This is a genomic window from Terrabacter sp. 2YAF2 (genome assembly GCF_052114705.1).
GTDB lineage: Bacteria > Actinomycetota > Actinomycetes > Actinomycetales > Dermatophilaceae > Terrabacter.
The window spans coordinates 1-12913 of record NZ_JBFRFG010000004.1 but is presented as its reverse complement, the minus strand read 5'-3'; the positions used below and the strand labels follow the sequence as shown (position 1 = coordinate 12913).

Sequence of the window (12913 nt, the reverse complement as noted above, 5' to 3'; positions counted from 1 at the left end):
TCAAGGCCTTGTCTGTCGGGACGCAAGGACTGGTCCTGCCATACCGTCGGGCACGCATGAGGAACAGCAGTCTCCGCAGTGGCCTCCGGTGGACGCCGTCGCGGGCAGCGTCCACCGGCCAGGGGGCCAGTCAGGAGGTCGCCCCCGCGGCGGCCACGTCATCCTTCACGGCCTTGGGGTCAGCCTTGAGCTCCTTGCGGTCCACCTTCTGGGCGCCCTTGAGGCTATCGGCGACGCGGTCTGCGATGGCCGCAGCGGCCACTGTGACAACCGCGCACTGGCCGGCGTCGAGCGTCTCCCCCAGGTCCTTGAGGTCTGAGCGGCTCATCCCGCCGGCCGCATGCCCGGCAAGCGCCCCCAGACCGGCGCCGATGCCGGCGCCCCACATGAGGCCTGCCCCCACGGCGACCGCAGGGAACAAGGCAACGCACAGACCGGTCGCCAACCCCAGGCCGCCTCCGACCCACGCCCCCTGCCGGAGCGGCTGCTCATGCTTCTTGACGATCTTCACCTTGCCCTTGTCGTTCTTGGAGACGACCGCGGCGTCGAACGTGTCGACGATGTGCTCGTCGTAGTACAACGACTTGATCGTCTCGTAGTCGGCTTCGGCATCGTCCAGAGATCCGTACGTTGCCGCGAATGCGGCAAACGTGTCCAGTCCTTCCATCACAGCTCCTTGTCTCTCCTGCGCTGAGGCTGAGCAGATGCTCAGGCCTCCTCTTCCTCAAGGGCCTCTTCGTCATCCAGCGCGTCCTCGATGGCCAGGGCATACCCGAGTGCCGCGGTGATGCTGGCGGCAGCGGCGACCACCCGAGGGCCACCAACAATCGGAGCCAGAGCCGCCAGCACACTCTGGGTGTCCTCCAACGTCAGGCCGCTGTCGACTGCAGGGCCCAGGTTCAGCAGATACGACGACGGCGGTGCGTCGACGGCTACCAGGCCCGCAAGGCGAACCAGCATCAGTTCTCGGTCGACCATGTCAACGTGCGCGATCGACGCTGCCGTCATCTCGGTCAAGGTGTCGAGGAGTGGTCGTTGTTCGGTCATGATCATGGTCCTGTCAGCTCGTTCCACCTGGTGCCGGACGGGGTCCTGCCGGAAGTGCTCCGGTTGTTCCGGGGAGCCCGATGTGTCAGCGTCCGCACGCGCGCCGACCTGTCCTCACTTGATCGTGCCGCGACACAGCCGTGATGTACTCACCCACCAGCGGATTCACCCAGGTGAGTAAGCCCTCGCACCTGCTGCCCCCCACAGCGGTCAGGTCAGGCCGTGACGGCGTGGTCGGCCGGGTTGACCTCAGGTTGCTCGCGTCGGCGTCGCGGGTGTCGACTCGTCGCCGTGATGGGGTGCCGGGTCGCCCTGGAGGTTCGCCAGGGATGCCAGGGCGTCGTCTCGAGAGTTCACGCCGAGCTTGCTGTACGCGGAGCGCAGGTGCGACTTGACGGTGTTGAAGGAGATGAAGAGCTGATCGGCGATCTCACGCTGCGTGAGCCTCGCCCCAGCCAGTTGAAGCACCGCAATCTCGCGATCGGACAACACCGCGCCGAACCTCGTCCGGCGTCGGTTGACCGATCTGGCCCGTTCGCGGAGGCTCCGCGACCGGCGCGCCAAATCCCCGGGGTCGGACAGCGTGTCGAGGATGGCATCGGCTGCATCGAGGCACCGGATCTCGCCGCTGGTATCTCCGAGCGCTCGAAAGGCGGATGCGTTGAGCAGGTAGGCGTTCGCCAGCCAGGCGCTGCGCTTGCCCTCACCGAGGATCGCGATCGCCGACCCGAACCATCCCACGGCAGCTCTGGGATCGCCGCCGGCCCGTGCGCGCTCCCCGAGCGCCATGTGCAGGATGGCACCCACCACGGTATGTGGCTGGATGGTCATCATCTCGACCGCGCGGTCGAGGACGGGGTCAGCGTGGGGGCCACCGCCGTCCGCATACTCCGCGAGCGCAAAGTTGCTGATCGCAAAGACCAGGAGGTTGGGATGCGCATCCGGTATCAGACCAACCGCTCTTCGAAGAGTCGCTCGCGCTTGGGCGGTCTCGCCGCGAAGGTATTGCGCTTGGCCGAGCCCGGCTAGGGCGGCGCCCTGCCACATCGGCCCTGGGGCTATCGCGAGCGCGCGGTGCGCGGCGTGCTCGGCGGCTGAGACGTCGTTGACTCCCACGAGAGAGCGGAGCATTTCGACGCGGTACCCCAGCGGCAGGGTGAGCGAACCGACGGCTTCCGGAACACCGCTGCTGGCGGTGTTGAGCCATTGCTCGGCACCGTCCAGGTCGTGGGCGAAGGTATCCGACGTGGCACGTACCCAAGCGAGTTCGGGGTCGGCCAATGCGGATGGCCACGACAGGTCCGCCAGCCAGCCGTGTACGGTCGCCCAGCGTCCGCGCGCAGCCAATGACTCGACCTGCGCGGCAACAAGCCGGGCAGCGACCGCCACGTCGCGGGACTCGATCGCGTGGTCGGTCGCCGACTCGAGGTCACCTGCCGCCTCGAACCATCGAGCCGCGCGCAGATGCAGTCTCGGGAGCAGCTCAGGTTCAGCGCGAGCCAGCTCCAGGCGCATCGCCTCGGCGAACAGGTGATGTTGTTGATACCAGTCGCCGGCGCTGTCGGCCGAGATGAACAGACCGGCTCGCTCGAGCTCGGCCAAGAGGATCCCCGAGCCGGGCGCGCCGACCACGGCGTCGCACAGCGCCCCACACATCCTCGTGAGGATCGAGACCCTCAGAACAAACTCCTGAGCAGCTGGCTCCAGCAGCTCGAGCACATCTGTTGTCAGATACTCCACCACCGGCCGGCGAGCCCCCGCGAACGAGTCGATGAATGCCCGCGGCTCGTGCTGGGGAATGAGGAGGGCCAACAGTCGCAGCGGCGCCGGCCAGCCCTCAGTGCTGTCGGCCAGGCGGGACGTCTCCTCGTCGGAGAGCCCCACCACGCCGACGCCGGCGAGAAACTGCGCAACTTCGTGCCGATCGAAGCGCAGATCTGCGGCTCGAATCTCCGACAGCTCACCCATTGCCCGTAGTCGCGGGATCCCGAGAACCGGGTCCGCTCGAGTGGAGATGACCACCTGGAGGCGATCTGGCCGATAGCGAAGTAGCGCCTCGATCGTGGCATTGACGACCGGGCTCTCCGCCAGGTGGTAGTCGTCGAGAATGACGACCAGGTCAGGCCCGTCACCGGTCAGCTCCTCCAGCAGCACCGGCAGCGCATACTCCTCGAGCCGGTCAGGCCTTGCGCGCAGGGCCGTCAACGAGCCTGTGCCGGCGCGCTGCTCCACCTCGTTCAGCGCGACGATGAGGTGGGTCCAGAGCCGAATCGGGTCGGTGTCCCTTCGGTCCAGGGACACCCACGCACAGCGGGTTGGTGCCACAGAGCCCTGCCATGCGGTCAGCAGCGTGGTCTTGCCATAACCCGCCGGCGCGGAAAGCAGTGTGAGGCTGGATCTCCGACCCGCGCGCAACCTCTCGAGCAGCCGCGGACGGCTGATCGCCCCAAGCGGCAGCCGCCTCGGCAGGATCTTGCTTCGGACGAACCCGACATCAACGAGGTCCGGTGCGAGCGGCGCTCCGGCGAGCGGATCGTTAACAGCCACGCATCCCCCAAACTCGACACCACTAACCGTAGTCGCCCGCACGAGGGACTGCTGACGATCTGGTTGACACTCGAGGTCTGGAGTTTCAGGGCGCGCGAGCGAGTCGGTTGATGGTCTCAAGCTCGATCAGGGTGAACGTGCTCACCGCTCGTTGGCGGCGTCGGCGGTTGTAGGTCGTTCGACCCAAGTCATGACCGCCAGGCGCAGCAACCGGAAGACTGTTAGCCCAGTGCGGGCTCGAGCCGCCCTGGCCCAGGGGCGCTCATGGCTGAGTAGTTGAGACCGACACGATCTCGAGGCCAAGGTCTGCGAGCTGTCGCAACACACCCTGCAACGCTGACTGGTCGGCGAGCAGCCCGATGAGCTCTGTCGTCCCGGACACGCGGACGAGTGACAGACCATCGAAGGCGCCGTCGAAGTGGTCGCTCAGTTCGCCTGCGACCACGACCTTGCAGCTGATCGGGGGCATGACAGCATGATCGTCGGGGTTGCGCCTCGACCGAATCACCCCAGCCGCGCAACCACCCAGGTGAATCTCAGTTCGACGGTCGTCCAGTGAGATCCAGGGGATTGGCACTGACGTCCGGTCGCATTGCGCGGGCGATCGCAAGGTCGTCGCATACCGCGGCAATCGGCAGGAACAGTCCGACGGGGATCCTCGCGGCGTAGATACCTGGGGTCGCGGTGAGCAGCCCCGGGACGGCGGGCGACCCCACGCCTTGAGAAGGTTGGGTCACGTCGGGCAACACGTCCCGGAGACACTCGCCTGGGATGGCCGGACCCCTCCTGGGGTCGTCCAGCACGTGTGGTTCATGTGGAAGCAGGAAACGAAGTGCCACACCACCGCCGGCTCGGCAAGCGCGCTAGAGGTGTGACTTGGCAACGGGGCCCTCGGCGCACGTCCGAGCGTTCGGCGCACGGCGTGAATCGCCGCAGAAGTCTGGATGGTCAGGAGGGCAGGATGTTGATGACCCGGGAGATGACCACGACCAGAACCGCCAAGGAGATCATCGACTGAATGGCCATCAGCCCCTTGACTCGGTGGCTCAGGGGGAGGGTGTCGGTGGGACTGAACGCGACGATATTGGTGTACGCCACGTAGAGGTGGTCTGCGAACCGTGGCCGCCACCCCGGTGGCGCCAACCCTTCAGTGCTGGTTTGAGGGAACTGGAAGTCCGGAAAGGGAGCGGGATGCTGGAGGCGACCACTGGGCCCGCCGCCGTCGAGCTGCCAGTAGAGCAGACCGAACGTGACGACATTGGTGGCCAACACGAGGGCCGCACCGATGAGGAGCTGGGTCACGGTAGCCGGGTGCTCTCCTGCTGCGGGAGTCCGCAGAACCACGATCACCAGTCGGGCGGCCGCTGACGTGTTCGCGAGGACGAGGACAGCGAACAGCCAGAGGATCAGCGGGCGGGCCGCCCGGGGGACCGGGCCTGGTCTGGCCGCCACACCCAGCAGCACCAGGGCCACGACCCCTTCGAGGACGGGCACGATCAGGACCGGACCTTCGCGCATTCGGGCGGGCACCAGCACCTGGGGCAGGATCACCAGGATGAGGGCGACCAAGGGCCAGAAGTAGCTTTCGGGTACCTGTGCTGAATCCGGGCCGGGGTCGTGCACAGGGGCCGGCGCGTTGTCCATCATGGACCTAGCGTGGTCTCGCAGCGGCGCTTGAGCCATCGATATGGATTGATCGAGGGAGTCGGGCTCGCCTGCCGCCGGTGCTTGGCGCCGGGGGAGCGGCTACGCATTGACGACCGGCGTCACGACCGGGTCGTCGGTCGGGGACGCTGTGGGTAGGCGACGCACCCACGCCAGTGCCAGCAGCGCGAAGAGCGCCAGGAAGGCGAGGGAGGCCCGCAGAGCGCTGAGCTGGGCGTCGGAGTAGGTGGCCACGAGTTCCGCGGTCTGGTCCGCGGGCAGTCCTGCCTTTTGGGCGGCCTGCTCAACCTGCGTTGTTGGCACGAAGTTGGCGTTCGCCTGCGCGGCCACCGCCACCTGCTGCTTGACCGAGTCCGGAAGCGAGGGGCTCGTCTGAATTCCTTGGCTGAAATTGGACGCGAGCGTGGCGAGGAGGATCGAGCCGACGAGCGCGACCCCAAGCGATGCGCCGAGGTTGAGCGAAGTGCCCTGGAGCCCCCCGGCCTCTCCGCCGCGCTTCGGCTCGACCGATGACATGATCACGTTGCCCACCTGGGAGGCCATCAACCCCAGGCCGGCGCCGAGCAGCGCCAAGCCGGTGCCGAACCCCCACCCGCTCAGTGTCGGGTCCAGGAAGTACAGCAGGACGAGCTCGCCCGCGAGCAAGGCGGCGATGCCGCGCTGGACGATCAGCTTCGCAGAGAAGCGGCCGGTCAGCGCGGACCCACCGAGTGCGAACGCGAACATCGCCACGGACATCGGGAGGATGGTGACCCCAGTCTTCAACGAGTCGAAGCCCAACACGGTCTGCAAGTAGAGCGGCAGCACGAAGAACGTCGCCTGGATGATGAAGGCCTGACACCACTGCACCACCAGCCCGGCGCGCATCCGCGGAATCTCGAGCAGCGCCAGGTCCAGCAGGGGCTCGTCCCCGCGGGCCTTGACCGTGCGCTCACGTCGGCCGAATGCCACGAGCAGGATCGCCCCGATCATGATCAGCCAGAGCGTTGGAGAGAGTCCCAGAGGGGCCAACGGCTTGCCGTTGATCTGCGGGACACCGGGGCTGGGGATGATCCAGCCCCACTGGCTGGAGCGCAGGATGCCCAGCACGAGGGAGCCCAGGCCAAGCGCGGACAGGACGGCGCCGCCGGTGTCGAGCTTCGCCTTGCGTGGCTGCACCGACGGGATGATCCGCAAGAAGGCGATGATGATCAGAACCACGACCGACTCGGCCGCGAACACATATCGCCAGGAGTAGGAGGCCGAAACCCAACCACCGATCAAAGGCCCGGCAGCCATCGACGCCCCACTGACGCCGCCCAGGATCCCGTAGGCGATCGCGCGCTGCTTGCCCTTGTAGGTGGCCGCTGTGAGCGCCGCGATGGCTGGGATCACCAGAACGGCTCCCATGCCCTCGACGAACGACCAACCGATTAGCAGGACTGCCAGATTCGGCGCCACGGAGGTGAGGAAGGATCCCGTCCCATAAACCAGCAGGCCCACCCAGAACGCCCGCTTGGCCCCCCACCGCTCGCCGAACTTTCCGCCGATCAACATGAAGGCCGCCATGACCAGCGTGTACATCGTGATCGCGGTCTGCAGGCCGACGATGGTGGTGTTCAGGTCCGAGACGACCTGCGAGATGGACACATTCATCACGGTGGTGTCCAGCACCATGATGAACTGAGCGGCGGCCAGCATGCCGGCCACGCCCCATCCGGCCCGGTTGGCCACGCGTGGCGAAGTGTCCGTCATGAGGCGCCTCCTTCCCCCACGATCGCGCCCGCCTCGGCGAACCACGAATCGACGAACTCACGAAGCTGGTCGGGCTGCGCGCCCGCCAGGTCCTGCGTCTCGGACCGGTCGAGGTTCGTGTGGTGGAACCCCGCCTGGGCGAGGATGCGCTAGGAGCCTTCGAGCTCAGCGGCCGCTAGCCCGACCTCGACGAGGTCGAGCGGGTGGACCCATTCGGCGCTGACTGGGAACCCGCCGGCACGGGCGATGGCCGTGCGGAGCGGCGCCGCCCAAACGTGCTCGATCAAAGCAATGGCAGCGGCGCTTCCTGCGGGGATTGCATCGGCGACGTTCCAGACCTCGTCGTCGTCGATGAGGTGACCGTCCGATGCTGCGTCGATACCGGCCTCGGCGCCTGCCAGCGCACCGTCTTCACCGGCGAAGCCGAGGCCGAGCAGCGCGCCGACCGTCGCTCCGAGGTCCTCGGCCTCTTCGACCGACAGGTCGCTCCATTGGAGGGCTACCAGTGACCCGTCGTCGTTCTTCTGCACGGCCAGGGCGTCGATGAGCCGGATCATGTCGCTCTCGCGGAGGCGGTTCAACTCTGTCAGGATCTCGCCGCTGAAATGAGGTTCGTCGAAGCTGATGATGAGCAGCTGCACGGGACCTATGGACATAGAGAACTCCTTCGGATCTGCCGGGAGACGCGTCCGTGGGCGGGGATTGGACCGCGCATGCTCAGTTGCCGAGAACTTTCTGCTTCTCAGCATCGAACTCGGCTTGGCTGAGGACGCCGGCGTCGAGCAGCTGCTTCAGCTTCAGGAGGTCGTCGTAGTTCACCTCGGGTTGCGTTGCGTCAGCAGGTGCTGACGCTGGCGGTTGCGCGACCGGTGCCGGCACGGCGGTGGCCGCCTGCTGTTGCGCCGCTTCGGCCTTTGCGGCGCCGTGCTTGGCGGCGACGTTGGCGGTCGCTCCAAGCACTGCTGCACGTCTCAACATCCGTGGCATGCGACTCTCCTTCGTCAGCGCCAGCGGGCGGAGCCGCCCGCTCGACGTTGGTCTGCTAGTTCGAGGCTAGAACGACGGGTATGGAGAGGGGCTCACCCGAGGGCACAGTCACCCGGGTGATCCGGACGCCTCCTGTGGGCGAAAGCGCTCGCTCGGGGAGTCCGCCATGAACTGGACGCCGAACACCGGTTCGTTCGTGCGGCGTGCACCGCCACCTCGCTCTGGTGGCAGGCTTTGGGTCAGGCCTTGGTGGGAGGCCGGGTCATCAATTGCCAGATCTCTCGGAACGGCACAATGAGGTAGACCGCCAGGCCGAGGTAAAAGGCCATGGCGACGGCCGGGAGGCCAATCCCGACGAGGATCGCAAGGACATAGCCGACAACGGCGCCCAAAGACTTCCGACGCGAACGTCGCAGCTCGTCGTCGTCATCGTCTTCGTCCTCGCCGCCGGGCGAGGCTTCCGTGACGGTCGGCGGGGACACGTAGAGGTCCTCGCGCCGGGCGTAGGCGTCGCAGGCCAATCCAGCCAGACGGATCACCAGCAGGGTCAGCCCGAAGATCGTGACGGCAACGCGTTCGGCATCACGATCGCCGAGGCCCTCGGCGAGCAAGCGGGTCGGAAAGGGCAGGAACGACACCGCCAGCAGAACGAAAAGGTTCAGCCGCAGGAAGATCGAGTCCGAACGCGCGAGCCGATCTGTCAGCGCGGTGTGGACGATCCACGCTCCTCCGATGGTGAGGAAGCTGATCAGGTAGGCCACGTAGGTCGGCCATGCGTTGATCACCTGCGCGAGCGGACTTCCGGGTGGGTGGACCGCCACGTCGAGGATCAGCAGAGTTATGGCGATGGCGAAGACGCCATCGCTGAACGCTTCCAGTCGGGTCTTGCCCAAGGAACGACGAGGCTTCCAAGAACGTCGGGTTTCTGCCACGCGCCTGCCTCCTGGTCGTCCAGCCTTGAGGGTCAAGCAGCCCGACCTGATTCCGGGAGCGGGAACGGCTCGAGATGGAGTTTCGTAACTCCTTGCCACGTTGGACACGCCCCGGACGTGAACTTGTACCGGTCGTGTGCCGACCTCCATACGACCTTCCCGGGCACTCGGACGCCGCCCAGTACGAAACGGAGTCCACGCTATCCGGCAGGGTCGGTTCGTGTGGCGTTTCGGTGCGTGTTGGTGTCGCAGGCTGAGGGCCCACGAGAGGTCTGTCTCGGGAGGGACCGCGGCGCCCGTTGGCACTGCACGAAGTCGAACGGGACGAGGCGGAGGCCGTCGCGGCGACCGCCGCCCCCCTTGAAGCGCTCGAAGTTGAGCACATCCATGTCCTCGGGGTCCGCACGACGGGTTAGCCGCAAACCCGGCACAGGTGTGCGGGAGTCCCGGGGTCGAATTGAGTGCTCAGGCAGGCGGCGTGCGACCGCGTACGAGCCGAGGGCGGAGCGAAGTTCGAGGTTGGTGTTATGCCGTAGGGCCGGGCGCGATGGCGCCCGCGCGGTACTCCTACAACGGGACGGCGCCAGCGGACCACCCGCGCATCACCGGCTCGACGATGCGCCACGCCTCCTCGGCAGGTCACAAGGGGTTTCGGCACGTCAAGAACAGGTTCCATGGTCAGGCTGGAATTTGGTTCAAACCCAGTATCGCCCACCAGTACGAAACAGCCCCTGACCAGCGGAGACGCCGGTCAGGGGGCTGTTCGCGTTGCACGGACGCAGTCACCATAGGCACCGGCTGACCAGGCGATGGGTCGACCGCGTCCACGGCTGTCCACGTTGTGTCGTGCGGAGGATGGTCGCGCGACGACGACGTTGACTTTATACCCCTGGGGGGTATCGTGGAGGTATGAACAGCCACAGCGACCACTCGACCTCTTCGACGACCTCGCTGGTGCAAGACCCCGTCTGCGACATGGACGTCGACCCGGCCACCAGCGAGCACCACATCGTGCTGGACGGACACGAGTACCACTTCTGCTCGGCCGGCTGCCGCGCCACGTTCGAGACCGACCCGAGCGGCTACCTGAGCAGCTCGGTCGGCTACGACCACGGCCACCACGCATCACACGCCGTCCACACCCCCCAGGTGGCTGTCGCCGATACAGCACCCGGCGACGTGGCGGAGTGGACCTGCCCGATGCACCCGGAGATCCGACGCCCCGGTCCCGGCAGCTGCCCGATCTGCGGGATGGCGCTGGAACCCGTCACCGTGACGGCTGACAGCGGCCCCAACCCCGAGCTTGCCGACATGACGCTCCGGTTCAAGGTCGCGGTCGCCCTCAGCATCCCCGTGCTCGTCCTGTCGATGGGGCGCGACCTCGTCCCTGCGCTCGCGGACGTCATCTCCCCGACGGCGGCGAACTGGGCCCAGCTGGTCCTGGCGACGCCGGTCGTGCTGTGGGCGGGCTGGCCGTTCTTCCAGCGCGGGTGGGCCTCGGTGCGAACCATGAAGCTGAACATGTTCACCCTCATCGCGATGGGCACCGGGGTCGCATGGCTGTTCAGCGTTGTCGCCACCGTCGCGCCCGGGATCTTCCCCGAGGCGTTCCGCATGGACGGCGCGGTCGCGGTCTACTTCGAGGCCGCCTCCGTCATCACCGCGCTCGTCCTGCTCGGGCAGGTCCTCGAGCTGCGTGCCAGGGAGAGCACGTCCGGCGCGATCCGCGCCATGCTGGACCTGACGCCGAAGATCGCACACCGCGTCGCCACTGACGGAACCGAGTCCGATGTCACCCTCGACCAGGTGCAGGTGGGCGACCTGCTGCGGGTCCGTCCCGGTGAGTCCATTCCCGTTGACGGCGCCGTGCAAGACGGGCGTTCCACACTGGACGAGTCCATGGTCACGGGGGAGTCGATGCCCGTCACCAAGGCGGCCGGGGATGCCGTCATCGGTGGCACCGTGAACCAGACGGGATCCCTGGTCGTACGAGCCGAAAGGGTCGGCAGGGACACGATGTTGGCGCGCATCGTCCAGATGGTCGCCGACGCGCAGCGCTCCCGCGCCCCCATCCAGCGCCTGGCCGACCGGGTCTCAGCCGTGTTCGTACCCGCCGTCATCCTGGCCGCGCTCATCGCGTTCGTCGTCTGGGCCACCATGGGCCCCGAGCCGCGGCTGGCCCACGCGCTCGTCGTCGCGGTCAGCGTCCTCATCATCGCCTGCCCCTGTGCTCTCGGGCTCGCCACGCCGGTGTCGATCATGGTCGGAGTGGGCCGCGGCGCCTCGCTCGGCGTGCTCATCAAGAACGCCGAGGCCCTCGAGCTCCTGGAAAAGGTCGACACCCTCGTCGTCGACAAGACGGGCACCCTGACCCAGGGCCGCCCGTCCGTCACCCACGTCGTCGCCACCGAGGGGGCGGACGAGAAGGAGGTCCTGCGCGTGGCGGCGGCCGTCGAGCGTGCCAGCGAGCACCCGCTGGGTCTGGCAGTCGTGCGAGCCGCCAGCGAGGCCGGCCTGGACGTTCCCGATGTCGAGGACTTCGACGCTCCCGTCGGCAAGGGGGTCACGGGAATCGCCCAAGGCCGACAGGTCCTCGTGGGCAGCAGCTCGTTCCTCGCCGGTCACGGCGTGGACACCGCCAGCATGGACGCCGAAGCGGACCGGCTGCGCGCCGACGGTGCCAGCGCCGTCTACGTCGCCATGGACGGCGCCGTAGCGGGCGTGCTCGCCATCGCCGACCCCGTCAAGGACACCACCCCCGACGCACTGAAGTCGCTGCGCGCAGAAGGGATCGACGTCGTGATGCTGACGGGCGACAACCAGATCACTGCCCAGGCCGTCGCCCGGACGCTGGGCATCGACCGGGTCGAGGCCGAGGTGCTGCCCGACCACAAGAGCGCGGTCGTCCAGGCCCTGCGTGCCGAGGGCCGAGTCGTGGCGATGGCCGGCGACGGCGTCAACGACGCGCCGGCCCTGACCGCGGCCGACGTCGGCATCGCCATGAGCACCGGCACCGACGTCGCCATCGAGAGCGCCGGCGTCACCCTGCTCAAGGGCGACCTGACCGGCATCGTTCGCGCTCGGGCCCTGTCCGGGGCCACCATGTCGAACATCCGCCAGAACCTGGTGTTCGCGTTCGTCTACAACGCCGCCGGTATCCCGCTCGCCGCAGGGGTGCTCTACCCGGCCTTCGGTCTGCTGCTGTCCCCGATGATCGCCGCCGCAGCCATGTCGCTGTCGTCGGTCAGCGTCATCGGCAACGCCCTGCGGCTGCGTACCCAGCGCCTGTAGCCCGCCAGGCTGGACCAGCGCGTCCATCGCGGGGAGCGAGGCCGTCCTCATGCTGCCTGCGGATACCCTCCGACGGTGAGCACCGAGCTGCGAGTCATCGCCCCCGACGACTGGGAGGACTTCCGCGCCGTTCGCCTGAAAGCGCTGGCGGACTCACCCGATTCCTTCGGCGTGACTCTGGCCGAGGCCCTCGAGCAGCCGCCGTCGGCCTGGCGGGACCGGGCGGCCGGCCCCGACCCGATCGTCCTCGGCTTCGCCGACCATGGGTCGATGGCCATGGGCGGGTTGTACCTGCCCGACGCATCTGCCGACGCATTCGTGTGGGGCATGTGGGTCGAGCCGGCGTCCCGAGGCCACGGTGTGGCCTCACGGATCCTCGAGCGTCTGCTCGAACATGCCGATGCGGAGGGCCGGCCCGTCGTGCTTCACGTCACCGAGGGCAACGACACCGCCTGCGCCCTGTACGAACGGCATGGATTCACGCATACAGGGGAGGTGCAACCGCTGCGCGAAGGCTCCACGGTTCGCATCCACACCATGCGCCGGGGCACGATCATCCGTTCCGGGTGACGCCGGCCTCGCCGTCTGGGCGAGAGCGTTGGAGGTGACATCGAGGAGAGGATCAGGCCATGGGCTGCCTGTTCGTGCTGTTGGCCGGCGTGTTCCCGCGACTGGCCCTGCTGATCGTCTGGATCGCCCGACCGGCCATG

General features: G+C 67.5%; 11 protein-coding genes. 2 read left to right on the top strand and 9 right to left on the bottom strand.

Translation table 11 applies throughout. The features are described 5' to 3' along the window. Positions 1-130: 130 nt before the first annotated feature. The 9 genes from AB4030_RS05405 to AB4030_RS05365 all read right to left on the bottom strand — a co-directional run bounded on the left by AB4030_RS05405 (position 131) and on the right by AB4030_RS05365 (position 8873). A complete protein-coding gene (locus AB4030_RS05405; protein ID WP_442278175.1) occupies positions 131-667 on the bottom strand; it encodes a DUF1269 domain-containing protein in 537 nt (178 codons plus the stop codon). A gap of 41 nt (positions 668-708) precedes the next feature. Beyond that, entirely contained in the window at positions 709-1053 is a 345-nt protein-coding gene (locus AB4030_RS05400) for a carboxymuconolactone decarboxylase (RefSeq protein WP_442278174.1), read from the bottom strand. Between the two features lie 243 nt (positions 1054-1296). Beyond that, complete coding sequence (locus AB4030_RS05395; RefSeq protein WP_442278173.1) at positions 1297-3594, bottom strand: LuxR C-terminal-related transcriptional regulator; 2298 nt, start codon at positions 3592-3594, stop codon at positions 1297-1299. A gap of 262 nt (positions 3595-3856) precedes the next feature. Further along, positions 3857-4063: a hypothetical protein gene (locus AB4030_RS05390; RefSeq protein ID WP_442278172.1), complete on the bottom strand. Its 207-nt coding sequence runs from the start codon at positions 4061-4063 to the stop codon at positions 3857-3859. 479 nt (positions 4064-4542) lie between these two features. Continuing rightward, positions 4543-5241, bottom strand: a complete 699-nt coding sequence (locus AB4030_RS05385; RefSeq protein WP_442278171.1) for a hypothetical protein — start codon at positions 5239-5241, stop codon at positions 4543-4545. A gap of 99 nt (positions 5242-5340) precedes the next feature. Next, entirely contained in the window at positions 5341-6993 is a 1653-nt protein-coding gene (locus tag AB4030_RS05380) for an MFS transporter (RefSeq protein ID WP_442278170.1), read from the bottom strand. Between the two features lie 149 nt (positions 6994-7142). Then, positions 7143-7634 (bottom strand): hypothetical protein, encoded by a 492-nt coding sequence (locus AB4030_RS05375; protein ID WP_442278169.1) that lies wholly within the window; start codon positions 7632-7634, stop codon positions 7143-7145. Between the two features lie 76 nt (positions 7635-7710). Continuing rightward, on the bottom strand, positions 7711-7980 hold the full coding sequence (locus AB4030_RS05370) for an SHOCT domain-containing protein (protein WP_442278168.1): 270 nt from the start codon (positions 7978-7980) through the stop codon (positions 7711-7713). Between the two features lie 239 nt (positions 7981-8219). Further along, positions 8220-8873, bottom strand: a complete 654-nt coding sequence (locus AB4030_RS05365) for a TMEM175 family protein (protein WP_442278167.1) — start codon at positions 8871-8873, stop codon at positions 8220-8222. Between the two features lie 948 nt (positions 8874-9821). Here AB4030_RS05365 and AB4030_RS05360 point away from each other — a divergent pair. Together AB4030_RS05360 and AB4030_RS05355 are read left to right on the top strand one after the other, a co-directional pair. Continuing rightward, on the top strand, positions 9822-12203 hold the full coding sequence (locus AB4030_RS05360) for a heavy metal translocating P-type ATPase (RefSeq protein WP_442278166.1): 2382 nt from the start codon (positions 9822-9824) through the stop codon (positions 12201-12203). A gap of 75 nt (positions 12204-12278) precedes the next feature. Beyond that, positions 12279-12773 carry a GNAT family N-acetyltransferase gene (locus tag AB4030_RS05355; protein WP_442278165.1) on the top strand — a complete coding sequence of 165 codons (495 nt, stop codon included), beginning with the start codon at positions 12279-12281 and terminating at the stop codon, positions 12771-12773. The last annotated feature ends 140 nt before the right edge of the window (positions 12774-12913 follow it).